Origin of the sequence: Halobellus sp. EA9, assembly GCF_051195055.1 — an archaeon.
Lineage (GTDB): Archaea > Halobacteriota > Halobacteria > Halobacteriales > Haloferacaceae > Haloquadratum > Haloquadratum rubicundus.
In genome coordinates, this window is record NZ_JBNTJW010000001.1 from 97151 (window position 1) to 116563 (window position 19413).

Consider the following 19413-nt stretch of genomic DNA (forward strand, 5'->3'; position numbering starts at 1 on the left):
CACCGACGCCGGCCGAGAGTCGCATCGCCCCGATCGAACAGCGGTGGCTGAATCCCGCTGAACGGCCGTATGCGGCCGTCTTCTCCCCGTTCGACCACAATAATTATGTGGAGTCTCGCGTAAGAGTCGGATAGAGACGATGAGTGAAACTGACTCCGAGAACCCAGTGTTGATTGCCGGTGCCGGGCCGACCGGGATGACCGCGGCGCTCGCGCTCCACGCGCGGGGCGTGCCCGCGACGATCGTCGAAGCGGACTCCGAAGACCGGGACCGCGCCGGGAGCCGGGCGATCTACGTCCACGGGTCGACGCTCCGGACGCTCGAACGGGTCCATCCGGGCCTCGGCACGGACCTCGTCGAGGAGGGGCTCGTCTGGCCGACCCGCCACACCAAGTGGCGCGGCAAGACGGTCTTCCGCCGCACCTACGACAACCCCGGCGGCGACGGCGAGATCCCCCACTTCTCGAGCCTCCCGCAGGTCACCACCGAGAAGTACATGCACGAGGCGCTCGACGAGGCCGGAATCGACATCCACTGGGACGCCGGCGTCGAGTCCGTCGAGTCGACGCCCGACGGGGTCCACGTCGAGACCGCCGACGGCCAGGAGTGGGAGACGCCGTACCTCATCGGCGCCGACGGCGGCGGGTCCCAGGTGCGAAAGGAGATCGGCGCCGAGTTCGAGGGCTCCCAATCGGAGAACTCCTTCATCATCGTCGACGTCGAGACCCTCGACGGCAACTCGATCGACGAGGAGCCGATCCCGTTCGAGCGGCTGTTCCACTACGACTCGCCCAACGCCGACGGCCGCAACGTGATGCTCGTGCCCTTCACGGGCGGCTGGCGGCTCGACATCCAGTGTCTCGGCGACGACGACCCCGACGAGATCGCCAGCGACGAGCAGATGCGGGAGTTCGTCCGCGACATCATGGGCGAGGAGTACGTCGACAACATCAAGTGGACCTCGACGTACAAGTTCCTCCAGGTCCAGACGGACTCCTTCGTCGACGAGCACCGCCGCGTCCTGCTCGCCGGCGAGGCCGCCCACCTGCTGGCGCCGTTCGGCGCCCGCGGGATGAACTCCTGTGTCGCCGACGCCGACGAGGCCGCCTCGGCCATCGCCGTCGCGCTCGATTCCAACGAGGCCGTCGCCCGCGACGAGGTCGAACTCTACGCGGCCCGCCGACAGACCGCCGCCGAGTACAACATCGACGCCGCCGGCCAGGCGCTCGATTACCTCCAGGGCGACAGCCCCGTCACGGTGCTTCGCAAGGAGGCCGCCGCGTCGCTCGCCGACTACTTCGAGCCCGCCGGCGAGTACCTCGACGACGCGCCGTACGGCCCGCACACCCCGCCGCCGATCGCGTCGACCGGCCGCGCCAACTACTGATAGTGATTACTCTCGTCTCTTACCGCCGAACGCCGTTACCGGGGGTGGCGTTCGGCGGTAAACAGTGAGAGTAATCACTATGAGAGCGCCCCGCTCTCGCGATCGCATTTTATCGACGCTCCGGGCGGAGTCACGACCGCGGCCCGAACGAGCAGCACCCCGATTGTTCACATCGGAATAATACCTACTGGGCTGATAGTTTGGGAAGAGAAGCCGAAGCGGAGCCGGCGGGTCAGAAGTTCCGGTAGATGAGGTCCCGCTGGACCGCGCCGACCCCCTCGTAGGTCATCGGCATCCGGACGTCGCGGTAGACCCGGGTGACGCGCTCGTCGTGCAGGAGCGCGCGCCCGCCGTGGAGTTTCATCGCCGTCTCGGCGCACTCGGCGGCGACTTCGGTCGCCTTCGCCTTCGCCATCGCGGCCCATCGCTCGGCGTCCTCGCCCGCCATCACGCGGTCGACGGCCTGCCACAGCAGGGCGCGGGCGCTCTCGAACTCCATCCGCATCTCCGCGAGGTCGTGCTGGACGGACTGGAAGTCCGAGACGTGCCGGCCGAACTCCTCGCGCCCGTGGACGAACTCCCAGGCCTCCTCGATGGCGGCCGCTGCGAGGCCGATGCCGTGGGCGGCGACGCGGACCCGCCCGGAGTTGAAGAACTCCGCGACCATCCGGAAGCCCTCGCCGCGCTCGCCCACGAGGTTCTCCCTCGGCACGCGGCAGTCGTCGAGGACGATGTGGGCCTGCTCGGAGGCCCGGTAGGCCATCTTCTCCGGGATGGGCTCGGCCTCGTAGCCGGGCGCGTCGGTCGGGACGAGGATGAGCGAGTGGTTGGCGTGGCGGTCGTCGGTGTCTTCGGTCCTGGCGTAGACGGTGATGTAGTCGCCCGAGACGCCGTTGCCGATCCAGTACTTCTCGCCGTTGAGGACCCACTCGTCGCCGTCGAGGCGGGCGCTCGTCTCCATCCCCGCGAGGTCGCTTCCGGTGTCGGGTTCGGTGATCGCCATCCCCGTCCGCTTTTCGCCCTCGGCGACCGCGCGGAGGTACTCCTCCTTCTGTCTCTCGCTGCCGAACTCCTGGAGGATCTCGGTCCCGAAGCTCTGGCTGACGATGCCGAGGCCGAGGCCCGCGTCCGCGCGGAAGAACTCCTCGACGGTCGCGACGATCTCGGCGAGCGACCGGCCGGGGCCGCCGTACTCGGCGTCGATCTCCTGGGCGACGAGGTCGGCGTCGTGGGCCGCCTCGACGGCATCGACCGGGTACTCGGCCGAGTCGAAGTAGTCGCCGGCGACCGGCGCCATCTCCTCCTGGGCGAACGACCGCGCGTGCGCTTTCAGCTCCGCTGCCTCCTCGGGGATCACCGTGTCGGTGAGTATGTCTGATTCCATAATTGTTGGCCGTGGTATGTCTCGTTCGAAAGGTCTGTCAGCCCCCGCTACTCGTCCAGCGGGAGCTCGCCCTCCTCGTCGAGGAACTGCTCGCGGAGGTCCTTCTTGTTGAACTTCTGTGTCGTCGTCTTGGGGATCTCGTCGATGAACCGGAACTCGTCGGGCAGCCACCACTTGGGGAACGTCTCCAGGAGGCGCTCGCGCAGGTACGCCTCGTCGATCGAGGGGCCCTCCGCCACGACGTACGCGACCGGCCGCTCCTGCCACTTCTCGTGGGGGACGCTGATCACGGCCGCCTCGGCGACGCCCTCGGCGTCGATCAGCGAGTTCTCCAACTCGACGGAGGAGATCCACTCGCCGCCGCTCTTGATCGCGTCGTCGATGCGGTCGACGATGTCGAGGTAGCCGTACTCGTCGATCGTGCCGATGTCGCCCGTCTTGAACCACCCGTCTTCGAAGGACTGCTCGTTGGCCTCCGGCCGCTCGAAGTAGCCGTCGGTGAGCCACGGCGAGCGGGCGTGGATCTCGCCCGGCGTCTCGCCGTCGTGGGGCACCGGCTCGCCGTCCTGGGTCCGCAGGCGGATTCGCGCGCCCGGTGCGGGGATGCCGGCCTTCCGCTTGAGCTCGTAGCGCTCGTCTTCGGGGAGGTCCTGCATCTCGGTCGTCTCGAAAGTGTTCGCCAGGTGGGGCGACGCTTCGGTCATCCCGTAGCCCTGGTAGATCGGCGCCTCGTAGACCTCCTCGAACTTCTGCATCAGCGAGGCCGGGGGCGCGCTCCCGCCCGTCAGGACGCGGTCGAGCGAGGCGAGCGGCTCGCCCTCGCTGGATTCGAGGTAGCCGTCCATATCGATCCAGACGGTCGGGACCGCCGCCGCGACGGTCACGTCTTCGGCGTCGATCAGGTCGGCGACGGCCTCGGGGCTCGTGTGCTGGCCCGGGAGGACGAGCTTCGAGCCGTAGAACGTCCCCGAGTAGGGAAAGCCCCAACCGTTGACGTGGAACATCGGCACGACCGGCATCACGGTGTCGTTTTCGCTGACACCGAACACGTCGACGTGGCCGTGGACGAGGGTGTGGAGGAACATCCGCCGGTGGCGGTACTGGACGCCCTTCGGCAGTCCCGTGGTCCCGGAGGTGTAACACAGCGCGAACTCGCGTTCCTCGTCGAGTTCGGGCCAGTCGTACTCGGTGTCGTAGCCCGCGATGAACGACTCGTAGTCGACGACCGACTCCAGGGAGGTCTCGGGCACCTCGTCGTCGAGGACGACGTACTGCTCGACCGTTTCGAGGTCGTCGGCGACGGCCTCGACGGTCTCGACGAACGCGGGATCGACGAACAGCAGGCGGTCTTCGGCCTCGTTGATGATCTCCGTGAGGTGGTGTTCCGGCAGCCGGTGGTTCGTCGTGTGGATGCTCCGGCCGCTGCAGGAGGGGCCGAAGTACAGCTCGTAGTGGCGGTAGTGGTTCACCGCCATCACCGACACCCGATCGCCCATCTCCAGGCCGTAGTCGTTGAGCGCGTGCGCGAGCTGGCAGATCCGCTCGTAGGCGTCGCCGTAGGTGTAGCGGTGGAGCGAACCGTCCGGCAGTTTTGAGACGATCTCCTTGTGGTCGAAGAGGTCGACCGCCCGCTGGAGGAACTTCGTGATGGTGAGTTCGTAGTCCATCATATCACGATTCCTTGGGCGTGAAGCGGTAAAAAACCCGCTCGTGGTCGACCGGGCCGTCGATCTCGACGACCTTCATCTCCACGGGATCGCCGATCGAGAGGTCGTCGTACTCCGCGTCGGCGACGTGGGCCGAGAGCTGCACCGGACCGAGGTCGACGATGCCAATCACGAACGGGACCTCGTCTTCCATCCCCATCGGCGCGCCGGCCCGGACCGTCGAGAACGCGAACAGCTCGCCCCCGTGGGGGAGGTCGGCGTACTCCAGGTCCTCGCTTTGGCACTCGGGACAGACGATCCGCGGCGGGAAGTGGATCTCGCCGCAGTCCTGGCACTCGGTCGTCGTCAGCTGGCCCTCGCGGAGATTGTCGTAGAACTCCGCGATCTTCGTCGTGTCCTCGGTCTGGAGCTCGTAGAAGTCCAAGAGCCGGGGCAGTTCAATCTGGTCGGGCAGTTCGACGACGTCGCGGCCGCCGTCGGTGACGGCCGCGCCGGTATCGTTGTCCGCGTGGGTGTCGATGTCGTTTTCGGTCATTGTTACGGTCGCTCCCGCGAGAGGGTCATCACGCTATGCACCGAGGCGCTTCCGCTGAGGTTGTGGATCAGGCCGTTTTCGGGGTCGGGCACCTGCCGCTCCGACTCGACGGTGCCGCGGAACTGATTGTACACCTCCAGCGCCTGGGAGACGCCGGTCGCGCCGAGCGGGTGGCCACAGCCGAGGAGGCCGCCGCGGGGGTTGACGGCGATGTCGCCGTCGAGTTCGCTGCGGCCCTCCTGGATGAATGTGCCGCCCTCGCCCTCCTCGGCCCAGCCGAGGGCCTCGTACTCGACGATCTCGCTGATCGAGAAGCAGTCGTGGACCTCCGCGACGTCGAGTTCGTCGACGGGGTCGTCGATGCCGGCCTGGTCGTAGGCCTGCTCGGCCGCGGTGGTCGCCTGCGGCCACGCCGAGAACGAGGGGAGATTGTTGATGGAGTTGCTCGCGAAGCACGCCTGACCGCTGCCGGTGATCCAGGCGGCCTCGTCTGTGACCTCGCGGGCTTTCTCCTCGCTCATCAGCACCAGCGCCGCGGCGCCGTCGGTGACGCCGCTGCAGTCGTACAGGCACAGCGGCGGCGACAGCTCGAAGGAGTCGTAGACGTCCTCGACGGAGACCTCCTTTTGGAACTGGGCGAACGCGTTGGAGGCGGCGTGGGTCTTGTTCTTGGCGGCGACCTGCGCGAGCTGCTCGCGCGTGGTGCCGTACTCGTGCATGTGCCGCTGGGCGATCATCGCGAAGTACGGCGGCGCGTTGAAGCCGTTGACGCCGTCGAACTCCCGGTCCATCACGTTCGCCATACTCGTCTGGGCCTCCGCGGAGTACTCCCGCGGGAGGTTCATCTTCTCGACGCCCAAGACGAGCGCCGTGTCGAGCTGGCCGGCCGCGATGGCGAGCCACGCGTAGCGGAGCGCGGCCTGCCCGCTCGCGCAGGCGAGTTCGGTCCGCGCGATCATACTGTCGACGTCGACGCCGACCAACTCGGCGACCATCGGCGCGACGTGGGTCTGGAAGGCGAACCGCTCGGGCTGGACCGAGCCGACGAAGAGCCCCTCGACGTCCCCGGGCTCTACTCCGGGGGTGTCCTCGAAGGCGGCCTTGCCGGCCTCCTGGATCAGGTCCTTGTAGCTGGCCTCGCGGACGCCCCACTTGGTGTGGCCGCCGCCGACGATGCCGACGTTGCGCGTCATTCAGTCACCCCCGAAGTCGGGTTCGCGGTCCTGGTTGAACGCCGCGACGCCTTCGAGCATGTCGTCGGTCGTCGCCAGCAGGCCGAAGCCCTGGGCCTCCAGCGACAGGCCGGTGTCGAGGCTGGCGTTCTGACCCTCCTGAATCACCTGCTTCGCCACCTCCAGGGCCTTCTGCGGGCCGTTCGTGAGGTCCGAGACGACGTCGTCGATCGTCTCCTCGAACTCGTCTTCGGGGACGGCGCCGTTGAGAATGCCCCAGTCTTCGGCCTCCTCGGCCGAGAGCTGCTTGCCGCGGTAGATCAGCTCTTTCGTCCGTGGCTCGCCGACGAGGCGGACCAGCCGCTGGGTGCCGCCGCCGCCGGGGATCAGGCCGAGGTCGATCTCGGGGCTGCCGAGCCGCGAGCCCTCGGTCGCGTAGCGGAGGTCACACGCGAGCGTGATCTCCAGCCCCGCGCCGAGACAGAAACCGTCGATCTTCGCGATCGTCGGCCGCGGGTACTCGTAGATCGTCTCGACGGTCTGGTCGACCGACGCCAGATCCGTCGGCTCGGCGGTCGTGAAGCCCGTGATGTCGGCGCCGGCCGAGAAGGCGCGGTCGCCCGCGCCCTCGAAGACGACACACGAGACCTCCTCGTCGTCGACGGTTTCGAGGACCCGCTTGACCTCGTCGAACATATCCGTCGAGAAGGCGTTGAGGCGCTCCTCGCGGTCGAAGACGACGTGGAGTTCGCCGGAGTCCTTCAGCTCGTGGGTGATGTAGTGGTACGGGCCGCCGTCGCGGTAGTCGTAGAAGCCCTGGCCTCCCTTCTCGCCGGTGTGGCCGTTCTCGACCAGTTCGACGAGGTAGTCCGCGGGCTCGTAGCGCTCGTCGCCGGTGCGCTCGTGGAGGTCCTCCAGTTTCTCCAGCACGCGGTCGAGGCCGAGCTTGTCGCCCGTCCGGCAGGTCCCCTCGGGGAGGCCGCCGCCGAGGCGCATCCCGATGTCGATGTCCTCGGGGTCGGCGACGTCGTCGCCGATCAGCTTCGCGGCCTCGTTTATCATCACCGACTCGATGCGGAGGGTGTCGATGCCCTCGCCGTCGGTCGGCTCGTAGTCGACGCCCTCGCCGTCCTCGTAGTCGTAGAAGCCCTTGCCCGTCTTCCGACCGAGGTCGTCGTTCTCGACGCGGGACTCGATCGACTCGGGGACCGGATCGTCCCACTGCTCGCGACTGTGGTAGAAGATGTCCAGTCCGCCGAAGTCGTTGAGCTCGAAGGGCCCCATCGGGTAGCCGCGCTGGAACACCATCGCGGCGTCGACGTCCTGGATCTCGACGTCGCCCTCGTCCAGCATGTAGCCGGCCTCGCCCATGAACGGCGTCAGGACGTTGTTGACGACGAACTGCGGGACGTCCTTGCGCACGCGGATCGGCGTCTTGTCCAGCGACTCGACGAACTCGATGCCGGCGTCGACGACCTCCGCTTTGGTCTTCTCGCCGGAGACGACCTCGACGAGGTCCATCTTCACCGGCGGATTGAAGAAGTGCATCCCGCAGACGTACTCCGGTCGGTCCGTCGCCTCGGCGATGTCGCTCACCCGGAGGCTGGAGGTGTTCGTCGCCATAATCGTCTCCGGGCCCGCGGCGGCGTCCACGTCGGCGAAGACGTCGCGCTTGATCTCCAGGTCCTCGGGCGCGGCCTCGATCACGAGGTCGACGTCCTCGACGGCCGCTTCGAGGTCGACGGTGGTCGAGATCCGCGCGAGCACCTCCTCGGGCTCCTGGTCGATCTGGTCCTTCTCGGCGAGCTTGCCGAGGCTCCACTCGATGTTGTCGTACCCCTCCTCGACGAGGTCCTCCTCGATATCGCGCATCACGACATCGTAGCCGGCGATGGCGGCCACTTCCGCGATACCGTGACCCATACTGCCGGCTCCGAGGACTGCGAGGCTCTCGATTTCTGCGTCCATCAGTTGAACCTTCGGATCGTTCATATTTAATGTGTCGGTGCCAGCATCGCGCGGAGCGAGCGTCGCCGAAGGCGGGGTGATGCGGGGCGATGCGGGGCGATGCGGGGCGATGCGAGGCGACGCTACACGATTCGATCGGCGGCGAAAATCAGTGGGGTCGGAGCGCTATTCGGCCTTCCCGCGGTCGAGGACCGATCCCAGGGGGGTCCGCTCGGCGAGCAGTTCCGTCGCCGAGGGGACGATGCCGTCCCGGAAGTAGAGGAACAGGATCGTCAGCAGGAGGCCGAACGCGACGGTCCGCCACTGGCCGAAGTTCCCGAGGAAGTTGTCGATGTAGATCACGACGGCCGCGCCGACGAGCGGCCCGTACCGGGAGCGCAGCCCGCCGAGGACGAGCACGATCAGCACGAGCACGTCGATGGAGTTGAAGCTGTACAGCGACGGGATGATGATCCCGGTCGTCTGCCCGTAGAACGGCCCGACGAGCCCGATGACGAAGGTGGCAATGAACCCGGCGAACACCTTCAGCTTGATGACGTCGACGCCGGTCGCGCGGGCGGCGAACTCGTCCTGCCGGATCGCGGCGAACGCCAGCCCGTACTTCGAGCGCCGCAGCCACGTGTACAGCCCGAGCACGCCAGCGAAGATCGCGACCAGCACGTAGAACTGGATCGCGTAGGAGCCGAACCCCGTCGCCTGCTCTATGGCCGGGAGCTGGAGCCCGCTGAACGGGAAGCCGGTGCTGCCGCGGGTGATGTCCCGCAGGCCGACCAGGAGCTCGGAGATGATCATCTGGGAGGCGAAGGTCACGATCGCCAGCACGATCACCGTGAACTGGCGGCGGGCGGCCACGTAGCACACCAGCGCCCCGAAGACGCCGGCGAAGAGCGCCCCCACGAAGAGCGTGAGCCACGGGGAGATCCCGAGCGCGTCCGCGGTCAGCGCGGTCGTGTACGCGCCGACGGCGGCGATCCCGCCCATGAAGAGGATCAACTGGTCGGTCTCGCCGAAGATGATGTTCAGCGCCATCGCGAGGATGGCGAAGATCATCACGCGGATGAACCGCCGCGAGATGTAGGTCGTCGAGGGTTCGAAGAACACGAGCGGGATGGCGAGCAGCACTGCGAACACGATGACGGTCGGGAGTCGGCCGCGGGTGACGTTCACGTTCATGATATCTGCTCCGGTTTGTAGATCAGCACGGCGATTGCGGCGGCGAACAGCGTCACGGTGGCGAGGTACGAGCCGAACAGCGCGCCCGCGACGGTGATCACGATACCGAGGACGACGCCGGCCGCGACCGTGCCGCGGATGCTGTCGACGCCGCCGACGATCGAGACCATGATCGCGAAGGTCGTGAGCTCGAAGGAGCTCGCGGGCGTCACCTCGGCGTCGAGCGCGTAGAGGACGCCGCCCGCCCCGGCGATGGCCGCGCTCAACACGAACACGATCGACTGGACGCGGCGGGGACGGATCCCACAGAGAATCGCCCCGGTCTCGTCCTGGATCACGGTCCGGGTCGCGATCCCCAGGTACGTGTGGTTGAAGAAGTAGTAGATGAGCCCGAACAGGACGCCGGCCGCGGCGATGACCGCGAGCGACGAGCCCGTGATGCCCACGCCGGCGAGCGACACCGAGGGCACGCTGGTCTCGAGGAAGTAGCTCTCCGCGAAGAACACGAAGAGCAGCCCCTCGAACAGCAGCGACAGGCCGAGCGTGACGAAGATGCCGAGCAGCACCCGGTCTTCGCCCTCTTCCCGGTAGACCAGGGAGATGACCGATCGATCCAACACGAACGCGAACAACGCGACGGCGGCGACGCCGCCGAGCCCGGCGACGAGCAGCTCGGGGACCGTTCCCAGGATGAGGGAACAGGCGATCACGGCGACCACGGCGAAGACGCCGATCAGGAGATTGAGGATGCCCCCCAACCCGAAGACGAGCGTGATCCCCAGCCCGAAGAGTGAGAGGATCATTCCCCTCGCCAGTCCGTCGATAAGCAGTTCTATGCCTCTGGCAAGCATACTGGGCCATCGTTGTACTGTATGTATAAATATTATGGATATCGCAATGGCGGCTTCGGCACCTACTCCATCGAATTATTTATGTAGAATCGTGGGAAAGCCGGACCTGTGCTAACCGCCACCAACGTAACCAAGCGATTCGGCGGGCTAGTCGCCGTCGACGGCGTCGATTTCGACATCGGCGACGAGGAGATCGTGGGCCTGATCGGGCCGAACGGGGCGGGCAAGACGACCCTGTTCAACACGATCACCGGGGTCCACCCGCCCAACGAGGGCTCGATCACCTTCGACGGCGAGGAACTGGTCGGCAAGACGCCGAACCAAGTGGCCCAGCTCGGCGTCGCCCGGACCTTCCAGGCCGTCCGGACGTTCAACGAATCAAGCGTCCTCGACAACGTGCTGATGGGCGCGGTCTTCGGCAACGACGAGTCGGTGCCGATGGACGAGGCCGAAGAGCGCGCCCGCGAGGCGCTCGCCTTCGTTGGCCTCGACGGCCGCGAGGACGAAGAGGCCGGCTCGCTGACCATCGCCGACCGGAAGCAGCTCGAACTCGCGAAGGGGCTGGCCGCCGAGCCGAGGCTGATCCTCGTCGACGAGATCGGCGCGGGGCTGACGCCCGCGGAGATCGACGAGATCACCGAGACGCTCGAACGCGCCCGCGACGAGCGCGGGGTCTCCGTGTTCTGGATCGAACACATCATGGAGGCGATCATGAGCGTCACAGACCGGATCATCGTCCTCAATCAGGGCGAAAAGATCGCCGACGGAACCCCCGAGGAGATCCGCTCGAACGAGGAAGTCACCCAGGCGTACCTGGGGGAGGTGGACTCGTGAGCCTCATCGACGTCGAGGGCCTGGACGTCCACTACGGCGAACTTCAGGTCCTCTGGGACGTCTCCCTTGAGGTCCGCGAGGACGACTCGGTGGTCTCGATCGTCGGGCCGAACGGTGCGGGGAAGACGACCCTCCTCAAGACGCTCTCGGGCATCCTGACGCCGACGAACGGCCGCGTCGAGGTGCTCGGTCAGGACGTCACCGAGGTCCCGTCGGACGCCATCGTCGAGCGCGGCTTCGTCCAGGTCTCCGAGGAGCGCAATCTGTTCGGCGACCTCTCGGTCGAGAAGAACCTCCGGATGGGCTCGTTCACCAAGCGCGAGGCCTTCGAGGAGAACCGCGATATGGTGTTCGAGATGTTCCCCGTCCTCGAAGAGCGGCGGGAACAGAAGGCGCGGACGCTCAGCGGCGGCGAGCAGCAGATGCTCGCGATCGGCCGCGGGCTGATGGCCGAGCCGAAGGTGCTGGCGTTCGACGAGCCCTCGAACGCGCTCGCGCCGCAGCTGGCCGAACAGGTCTTCGAGACGATCGAGGAGATCTCCGACGACGTGACGGTCGTCCTGATCGAACAGCACGTCGACCGCGCGCTGGGCCTCGCCGACCGCGGGTACCTCCTGGAGAACGGCCGGATCCAGACCGAGGGGACCGGCGAGGAGCTCCTCCACTCCGACGCGATCAAGGAAGGGTATCTCCGCGGATAGCGGAGCGGTTCTTTACCGGTTCTACGAGAGCAGGTCGCTCGACGGATCGTACGCCGGGAGCGGTTCGGAGCGGAACTCCTCGGTCAGATTGACGCTGCCGTCGGGGTAGTACGACGGCGCGCCGGACTCGAAGCCGACCATCAGCTGGACGAGGTTCTTCAGTTCGCCCCACTGGGTGTACTCGATCGGCGAGGCGAACAGCGTGTCGAGGTTGATGTTCCGGATCGAGTCGGCGATGGCGACGGGGTTGGCCTCGCCGGCGTCCTCGATCGCGGCCGCGGCGAGGTCGGCGACCACGTAGCCGACGGCGTTCAGCACGCCGAACCAGTTGCCCGTCTGATCGTAGTAGCGCTGGCCGATCTGGGCGTACCGATCGGAGAACGGGTCGGGTTGGGTCTGAGCGAGGAAGCCCTGCGTGACCGAGTCGCCGAGGGCGTTGGCCGAGAGCTTCGCGTCGCTGCGGCCGATGATGTAATCCGGATTGACGTCTGTGAGTCCCTGGAGCTGATTGTAGATCGTGAACACGCCCGGCGGGTGGCTCGCCGTGATGAGGAGGTCCAGGTCGTCCGGCATCGCGCGGAGGTAGGTCGTGAAGGAGCTCTCGCCGAACGGGGCGACCTCCATGTGCATATTTATGTCGTCGGGGAAGATCGCGTTGATGCTCTGTTCCCAGGCGCGTCCGTAGGAGTAGTCGGCGATGATGGCGCCGACGTTCTGGAAGCCCTGGTCCTGTATGAACTGGCTCACCGCGCGGGCGTTCGTCGGGGCGGGCGCCAGGCCCATCCGGAAGTTGTAGCGCGAGTCCCGCGAGAGGAACTCCGAACTCCCGACGAACTGCGGGACGTGCGGCACCTGATTCTGCTCTGCGATCGGCGCGACGGTCAGCCCGATGTCGCTCGAAATCGGCCCGGTCAGCATCACGGCGTCCTCGGCCTCGATGAGCTCGGTCGCGAGGGTGCTGGCCTCCGCGGGGTCCAGTTGCGTGTCGCGGTCCGCGAACGCGAGATTCCGACCGAGCACGCCGCCGTTGGCGTTGATCTCCTCGCGCCGGAAGTTGAATCCGTCGACGAACTCCTGGGTCGTCTGGGCGTACGGGCCCGTATACGGCTGGAGACCGCCGATGACGATGTCGCCCTCGCCGCCGCTGCTGCCGGTGGTGGCGCCGTCGCCGCTGGTGGTCCCGCCGCCGCTATCACCGCCGCCGTCGCCGTTACCGCCCATACATCCGGCGAGCGAGCCGGCGACGACGCTGGCGCCGGTCAGTTTCAAGAAATTGCGTCGGTCTGTCGCGTCAATCCCACTGGTGTTACCAGATGACATAGAAGTTAGTGATAGTTCGGTATTACATATATCTTTCTACTGCTTTCCGGAGACGGAGGAGAAGGGCCGACGCGCTACTCGTCCGGGAGGGACTGGCGCTTGATCTTCCCGGTGGTCGTCATCGGGAGGTCCTCGACGAACTCGACCTCGCGGGGGTACTCGTACTTCGCCAAGCGGTCCTTCACGTACTCCTGGAGCTCCTCGACGAGGTCCTGGCTCGCCTCGTAGCCGTCGTCGAGCACGACGAACGCCTTCGGGATCTCGCCGCGGGTCTCGTGGGAGACGCCGGCGACGCCGACGTTCCGGACCGCCGCGTGGGTGAGCATCGCCTCCTCGATCTCCTTGGGCGCGATGCGGTACCCCGAACTGATGATGAGGTCGTCCGCGCGCGAGTGAAACCTGAAGTAGCCGTCCTCGTCGAAGGAGACGAGGTCATCGGAGAAGAGCCACCCGTCCTGGACCGTCTGCTCCGTCTTCCGGGGGAGATCGAGGTACTCGACGAACAGCATCGGATCGCCCTCGTACCGGACGGCCAGTTCGCCGATCTCGCCGGGCTCCTCGATGCGCTCGCGGGTCTCGGGGTCGAAGACGGCGACGTCGTGACCCACGGAGGGGACCCCGAAGTAACCGATCCGGTGATCGAGGCCGACCACCGGGTCGTCGGAGATGAGCCCGCCGATCTCGGTGGTGCCGTATCCCTCGAGGAACGAGGCGTTCTCGAAGGTCTCTGTCACCCACTCGATGATGTTCTCGTCGGCGGACTCGCCGCCGGTCGTGAACGACTGGACGCTCCCGAGGTCGTAGTGGCCGGCCGGGTCTTCGACCTGCATCATCATCCGAACGGCCGTCGGCGGGAGGTTCAGGTGGGTGACGCCGAACTCCTCGACGAGCTCGAACTCGACGTCGGGCTCGAAGCTCTGGCCCGAGTACCCGACGACCGGGACGCCGTAGAACAGCGCCGGCAGCACGACGCCGGGCAGCGACATAATCCAGGACCACTCGGAGACGGTCCGCAGCACCTGGCCGTCGTCGGTCCGGCCGCCCTGGAGGCTGAGGAACTGCGGGAGCTCGCCGAGCAGGTGCCGGTGGGCGTGGATCACGCCCTTCGGCTTGCCGGTCGTCCCGCTGGTGTAGATGATGAACGCCCGGTCTTCGGCGTCGGTCGCCGCCGTCTCGAAGTCCGCGGACTGCCCCTCGATCGCGTCCCAGAAGTTCACTTCGTCCTCCCGGTCGAAGTCGTCGTTGGTGACGATCAGGTCCAGGGAGTCGACGTCGTCGCGGATCTCGCGGACGGCGTCGACGGCGCCCTCGTCGACGAGGAACGCGTCGGCGCTACAGTCGTCGAGTCGGTAGCGGACGCCGTCGGTCCCGAGGAGGACCGTGAGCGGCACCGAGACGGCGCCGATCTTGAACACCGCGAGGTGACCCGCGAGCGACTCCAAGCGCTGGGTCCCGTTGATCGCGACGCAGTCGCCCGGTCCGATCCCCTGCTCGACGAGGTAGTTCGCAAAGCGGTTCGCACACCGCTGGACCTGTCGGAACGTGTAGGCCGTCTCCTCGCCGTCCGACGAGCGGTGATACAGCGCGACGCGGTTCTTCCGGGCGTCGGCCCACCGGTCGCAGACGTACTCGGCGATGTTGAACTGCTCTGGGACCTGCCACTCGAACCACTCTTCGATCTCCTCGATCGTCTCGAAATCCCGTTCGTGGTAGTAGTATTTCTCCAGTTCGCGTGGATCAGCCATCGTTATTGGCGGATTGTAATTAACTATGTTAAATATTCTGTCTGGCGGAATATCGTGGTGCGATGCCGCACGAGAGCGTTCGATATTCCCGAACGGTTCAGGGAGCGTACTGGTAATTGACCGAGACGATGTTCGCCGACTTCTGGACCTCAGCGGCGAGCTTCTCCCGGTAGTCGTCTTCGAGCAGGCGGTCGCTCGGACAGACGATGCCGAGCGACCCGATGGCGCGGCCGTCGATCGTGACCGGCGCGGCGACGGCGCCCATCCCGACCACCTGTTCGTTCCGGTCGGCGCAGTAGCCCTCCCGTCGGATCGCTTCGAGTTCCGCGGCGAGTTCGTCGGGGTCGGTGATCGTGTACTCCGTGCGCGCTTCGAGCCCCTGTGTGTCGATGATTTCCTGGATCCGCTCGTCGTCGAGGTGCGCGAGGATCACCTTGCCGCCCGCGTGGGTGTGAATCGGCGTCCGAAGCCCCGGATAGATCCCGAGCCGGAGCGAGTCGGCGCCGAACTCCGTGTGGAGGATCACGAACTCGCCGCGCTCTTCGACGTTGACGCTGGCCTGCTCGCCGGTCTCTTCGACCAGGCGTTCGAGCTCCGGCTTCGCGACGTGAAACAGCCGATTGCGGTACTTCACCTGGCCGCCGAGTTCGAGCACCTGAAACCCGAGCCGATAGGTCCCGTCGTCGTTGACGACGTAGCCCATCGTCCGCAGCGTCCGGAGGTAGTCGTGGACCGTGCTCTTCGGGAGGTCCAGTTGGCGCGCCAGCTCCGCGACGCCGACCTGCTTCTGCTGTTTGAGCACGTCCATTATCTCGAAGGCCCGACGGATGGTCTTCAGCGGGGGAGCGTCGTTGGTCATTCCTGTGTGGATGCTTGCACTCCACCGACCTAAGTACTGCGGTTATCTCGAACAATTCTCTATCTCGTAGCGAACGGACGAAAGGCGGTCGCAAACGCCGCAGATCCGTTCTTTCGAACTTTTATCATATGTGTAGTAATCGTTTCGAACGTGCAAAATCGGCGTATTCCGGGCCCTCTCTCCGATTCTGTATCTACCGAATATTGTCCGGTTTATTCGAATGACAGGTTGGTTTCCTCGGAGAGGGTCGCCGGACTCGGTGGGGTCTCCCTCGACGGGATCAGTTCGCTGCGAGTCGGGAACTGCGCGGGTGCGCTGACCCACTTGCGCGTACGACACGCATAACGGAAGTACGACTGTTATCTTCTGTTTCCGGGCCAGGAACTCCCGATTCTGTCTCCGGTCCCTCTCGCTCCCGGCGAATCGGCCTTCGACCCGAGGTAGTGGCCCCGTTCCGCGGCGCGGACCCAGTCGGCGCGCGCGACAGGGATACCCGCCGCGTCGCCGACGATAGAGAGGTCGAAACCGCCCGATAGTTCGATGATCTCGAACAGCGCCGCCGTGAACGGGTACTCAGTGTCGAGTTGTTGCACAAAGCATTTATACACAAGCGTAGTTACTCGAAATATGGCTACTTCGAAGCAATTGGCTGACTCCGCTCACTTCTCCGTCGAGAACGTGGGGGGGATCGATCGAACTGAAGTCGACATTCCGCCCGGCGTGACGGTTCTGACCGGCAAGAACGCGACCAATCGGACCTCCTTCCTCCGCTCGATTATGGGTGCGATGGGCAGCGAGCGCGTCGCCCTGAAAGGCGACGCCGACCGGGGCCGCATCGAACTCACGCTCGGCGATACGACCTACGAGCGGACCCTCAAGCGCGTCGGCGACGGCGTCCAGTTCGAGGGGGACGCCTACCTCGACGACCCCGAGGTCGCCGATCTCTTCGCGTTCCTCCTCGAAACGAACGACGCCCGCCAGGCCGCCGCTCGCGACGAGCAACTCCGGGACGTCATTATGCGGCCCGTCGACGTCGAGGCCATCCGCTCGGAAATCCACCGCCTCGAAGACGAGAAGGGCGACATCAACGACGAACTCGCCCGCATCGAATCCGAGAAGCGCGAACTTCCGGATCTGGAACGCCGACGCAACACCCTCCGCGAGAAGATCGAAGACAAGCGCGAGGAGCTCGCCGACCTCGAAGAGGACATCGACGACAGCAGCCGCGACGTCGAACAGGGCCGCAAGGAACAGGCAGAACTCGAAGACAAGCTCCAGGAGCTCCGCGAGACCCGCTCGGAGCTCGAATCCGTCCGCCGGAAGATCGAACGTCAAGAGGAGAGCATCTCCTCGCTGAAGCGCGAACGGAGCGAGCTCGAAGAGGACCTCGCAGAGCTCCCGGAGACGCCGATGGGCGACCACCGCGACCTCGAAGCCGAGATCGACCGGCTCCGTTCGAAGCGCCAGGACCTCAACACCGAGATCAACGAGCTCCGCAGTCTGATCCAGTACAACGAGGAGCGCCTCGAAGCCGAGGACTACGAACTCCTCCAGGACGGCGGCGCCGCCGCCGAGGGCGGCTCCGTCACCGACCGGCTCGTCGGCGACGACGCGGAGACCGTCGTCTGTTGGACCTGCGGCTCGTCGGTCGAGCGCGGCCAGATCGAGTCCACGATCGACCGGCTGAAGGACCTTCGGAGCGAAAAAGTCGAACAGCTCAACGAGGTCAAAAGCGACCTCGAAGCGCGGAAGGAAGAACAACGAGAGGCGACCCAAAAGCAGCGCCGCCGCACCGAGATCGAGCGCAAGATCGACGACGTCGACGACGAACTCGATCGGCGGAGCGACCAGATCGACGCGCTGAAAGACCAGCGCGAGTCGCTGACCGACGAAGTCGAGGCCCTCGAATCCGAGGTCGAGAACCTCGAATCCGCGGACTTCGACGAGATCCTCTCGCTCCACAAGGAGGCCAATCAGCTGGAGTTCGAGATCGACAGCCTCGAATCGGACCTCGACGAGGTGACCGAGGAGATCGAGTCGATCGAGGCCGACGTCGAGCGCGCAGACGACCTCCGCGAGCAGCGCGCGGAACTGGTCGACGAACTCACCGATCAGCGGACGAAGATCGACCAGATCGAAGGCGAGGCCGTCGAGTCCTTCAACGAACATATGGAGTCGATCCTCGATCTGCTGGGCTACGAGAACATCGAGCGGATCTGGATCGAACGCATCGAGGAGGGCGACGCGAGCGGCGCCCAGACCCGCTTCGAACTCCACATCGTCCGAACGACCGAAAACGGCGCGGCCTACGAGGACACGATCGACCACCTCTCGGAGAGCGAACGCGAGGTCACAGGCCTGATCTTCGCGCTCGCGGGCTATCTCGTCCACGACCTCCACGAGACGGTGCCGTTCATGCTCTTGGACTCCCTGGAAGCGATCGACTCCGATCGGATCGCCGCCCTCGTGGAGTACTTCGCGGACTACGCGGATTACCTCGTGGTCGCGCTCCTGCCCGAGGACGCCCAGGCGCTCGACGACGACTTCACCCGCGTCACCTCGATCTGATCGAGACGAACCGAACCGACTATCTTTCCCGGCCGAACACAGCATCCAATGGCAGACACGACCGACGATCGACCATCGAGCAAGGTCGCACGGCTGATCGACGAGTACGACCTCGAAGGACTCGGGGACGAACTGGAAGTGCGCTGGACCGGCGACGGCGTCGAGCGGACGAGCCTCCGCGACCTCGCGGACTACTTCAACAGGCGGATCCTGGAACAGGCGCTCATCGACGCCGGACTGAGCGCCCTCGAAAGCGACGTCGCCTCGACGTACCGGAACCTCACCGACGACGACATCAGCACCGGGGTCCGGACCGACACCCGAAACCGCCTCGAACAGAACGGCATCGACGTCGACAAACTGGAATCGGACTTCGTCAGCTATCAGGCGATCCGCTCGTACCTGACGGAGTACCGCGGCGCGGAGTATCACCACCTCACCGACGAGGAGAAGGTCGAGAAGGACCTCCAGAGCATCCAGCGGCTGATGACGCGGACGCTCTCTGTGACCGAAGAGCGGATCGAGAAGCTCCGCGAGACCGGCCGCATCGAGGCCGCCGACTTCGAGGTGCTCCTCGATCTGCAGGTGCTGTGTCAGCAGTGCGGCGAGCAGTACTCCATCGCGGAGTTCCTCGAAGAGCGCGGCTGTCAGTGTCAGAACGCGTGATCCCGTCGGCGGCCCTCACGCCTGACTGAGTTTCAATTTCAGTTCGTTCGCGGCACCGAGGATTTGATCCACGATGCCGTCTTCCAGCTGGTGATCGGTCAGGCGGTTCGCCGGCCCGACGATGCTGATCGCGCCGACGACCTCGCCGTCGACGATGATGGCTTTGCCGACCACACGCGCCCCCTCGACGTTCGTAGAGCAGGAATGGAGTGTTTTCATCGACAAAATCCGGGAGTTCAATGTGGTCTGCAAGACGGAACTCGCAGCCAATAATCCGGCCCGAAGCTCTCAAACCGACGTACAGAGCCCAGATACGGTGTCGTGGGATTCAACTGACGAAGCCAAAGTTCGATAACAAAGGTACGAATGTTATTTCTTTTGGCCGTGGTCCGCTCCGGGTCGTACGACGTCTAGTTCACGGATGCTGTTCCGCTTTTGAATCCCGAAAATTAGACGATTGTTTCCGTATAGAAAACCCAAACCCTACTATATTTTAATACAAAATGTGCCGATATAGGACGTTAATACGTCTACATCTTCGCCTGCTGGGCAAACATATTCATTTATCACGTTACGATCCGTA

The 19413-nt window shown here is 65.5% G+C and carries 17 protein-coding genes; 5 read left to right on the plus strand and 12 right to left on the minus strand.

All coding sequences use genetic code 11. The features are described 5' to 3' along the window. Positions 1 to 139: 139 nt before the first annotated feature. Positions 140 to 1387 (plus strand): FAD-dependent monooxygenase, encoded by a 1248-nt coding sequence (locus tag ACQUQ0_RS00480; protein WP_435182524.1) that lies wholly within the window; start codon positions 140 to 142, stop codon positions 1385 to 1387. A gap of 232 nt (positions 1388 to 1619) precedes the next feature. On the opposite strand, the gene ACQUQ0_RS00485 is transcribed toward ACQUQ0_RS00480, so the two are convergent. The 7 genes from ACQUQ0_RS00485 to ACQUQ0_RS00515 all read right to left on the minus strand — a co-directional run bounded on the left by ACQUQ0_RS00485 (position 1620) and on the right by ACQUQ0_RS00515 (position 10137). Then, entirely contained in the window at positions 1620 to 2771 is a 1152-nt protein-coding gene (locus tag ACQUQ0_RS00485) for an acyl-CoA dehydrogenase family protein (protein WP_435182525.1), read from the minus strand. A 47-nt stretch (positions 2772 to 2818) separates the two neighbouring features. Beyond that, a complete protein-coding gene (locus ACQUQ0_RS00490; RefSeq protein ID WP_435182526.1) occupies positions 2819 to 4438 on the minus strand; it encodes a long-chain fatty acid--CoA ligase in 1620 nt (539 codons plus the stop codon). A gap of 4 nt (positions 4439 to 4442) precedes the next feature. Continuing rightward, the gene (locus tag ACQUQ0_RS00495) at positions 4443 to 4973 is read right to left on the minus strand and encodes a Zn-ribbon domain-containing OB-fold protein (RefSeq protein ID WP_435182527.1); all 531 of its coding nucleotides are present in this window, start codon (positions 4971 to 4973) and stop codon (positions 4443 to 4445) included. Between the two features lie 2 nt (positions 4974 to 4975). Next, positions 4976 to 6166, minus strand: coding sequence for a thiolase C-terminal domain-containing protein (locus ACQUQ0_RS00500; RefSeq protein ID WP_435182528.1), 1191 nt, complete (start codon positions 6164 to 6166; stop codon positions 4976 to 4978). Next, a complete protein-coding gene (locus tag ACQUQ0_RS00505; protein WP_435182529.1) occupies positions 6167 to 8113 on the minus strand; it encodes a 3-hydroxyacyl-CoA dehydrogenase/enoyl-CoA hydratase family protein in 1947 nt (648 codons plus the stop codon). A 165-nt stretch (positions 8114 to 8278) separates the two neighbouring features. Beyond that, entirely contained in the window at positions 8279 to 9286 is a 1008-nt protein-coding gene (locus ACQUQ0_RS00510) for a branched-chain amino acid ABC transporter permease (protein ID WP_435182530.1), read from the minus strand. Further along, positions 9283 to 10137 (minus strand): branched-chain amino acid ABC transporter permease, encoded by an 855-nt coding sequence (locus ACQUQ0_RS00515; RefSeq protein WP_435182531.1) that lies wholly within the window; start codon positions 10135 to 10137, stop codon positions 9283 to 9285. Before ACQUQ0_RS00515 ends, ACQUQ0_RS00510 begins: the two co-directional genes overlap by 4 nt. Before the next feature lie 108 nt (positions 10138 to 10245). Here ACQUQ0_RS00515 and ACQUQ0_RS00520 point away from each other — a divergent pair, with 108 nt between their 5' ends. Both ACQUQ0_RS00520 and ACQUQ0_RS00525 read left to right on the plus strand, forming a co-directional pair. Next, positions 10246 to 10971: an ABC transporter ATP-binding protein gene (locus ACQUQ0_RS00520; RefSeq protein WP_435182532.1), complete on the plus strand. Its 726-nt coding sequence runs from the start codon at positions 10246 to 10248 to the stop codon at positions 10969 to 10971. Beyond that, entirely contained in the window at positions 10968 to 11672 is a 705-nt protein-coding gene (locus ACQUQ0_RS00525; protein ID WP_435182533.1) for an ABC transporter ATP-binding protein, read from the plus strand. The genes ACQUQ0_RS00520 and ACQUQ0_RS00525 overlap by 4 nt, the downstream gene beginning before the upstream one ends. 21 nt (positions 11673 to 11693) lie before the next feature. On the opposite strand, the gene ACQUQ0_RS00530 is transcribed toward ACQUQ0_RS00525, so the two are convergent. The 4 genes from ACQUQ0_RS00530 to ACQUQ0_RS00545 form a co-directional block, all read right to left on the minus strand. After that, on the minus strand, positions 11694 to 12992 hold the full coding sequence (locus tag ACQUQ0_RS00530; protein ID WP_435182534.1) for an ABC transporter substrate-binding protein: 1299 nt from the start codon (positions 12990 to 12992) through the stop codon (positions 11694 to 11696). 74 nt (positions 12993 to 13066) lie between these two features. Beyond that, positions 13067 to 14737, minus strand: a complete 1671-nt coding sequence (locus tag ACQUQ0_RS00535) for an acyl-CoA synthetase (RefSeq protein ID WP_435182535.1) — start codon at positions 14735 to 14737, stop codon at positions 13067 to 13069. A gap of 97 nt (positions 14738 to 14834) precedes the next feature. Continuing rightward, positions 14835 to 15596 carry an IclR family transcriptional regulator gene (locus ACQUQ0_RS00540; protein ID WP_435182536.1) on the minus strand — a complete coding sequence of 254 codons (762 nt, stop codon included), beginning with the start codon at positions 15594 to 15596 and terminating at the stop codon, positions 14835 to 14837. A gap of 359 nt (positions 15597 to 15955) precedes the next feature. Then, positions 15956 to 16189 (minus strand): hypothetical protein, encoded by a 234-nt coding sequence (locus ACQUQ0_RS00545; RefSeq protein ID WP_435182537.1) that lies wholly within the window; start codon positions 16187 to 16189, stop codon positions 15956 to 15958. Positions 16190 to 16223: 34 nt separating this feature from the next. On the opposite strand from ACQUQ0_RS00545, the gene ACQUQ0_RS00550 reads away from it, so the two are divergent. Beyond that, positions 16224 to 18164 carry an archaea-specific SMC-related protein gene (locus ACQUQ0_RS00550; protein WP_435182538.1) on the plus strand — a complete coding sequence of 647 codons (1941 nt, stop codon included), beginning with the start codon at positions 16224 to 16226 and terminating at the stop codon, positions 18162 to 18164. Positions 18165 to 18212: 48 nt separating this feature from the next. After that, complete coding sequence (rdfA, locus tag ACQUQ0_RS00555; protein WP_435182539.1) at positions 18213 to 18830, plus strand: rod-determining factor RdfA; 618 nt, start codon at positions 18213 to 18215, stop codon at positions 18828 to 18830. Between the two features lie 15 nt (positions 18831 to 18845). Here rdfA and ACQUQ0_RS00560 read toward each other — a convergent pair whose 3' ends face one another. Then, positions 18846 to 19004: a hypothetical protein gene (locus ACQUQ0_RS00560; RefSeq protein ID WP_435182540.1), complete on the minus strand. Its 159-nt coding sequence runs from the start codon at positions 19002 to 19004 to the stop codon at positions 18846 to 18848. Between the last annotated feature and the right edge of the window lie 409 nt (positions 19005 to 19413).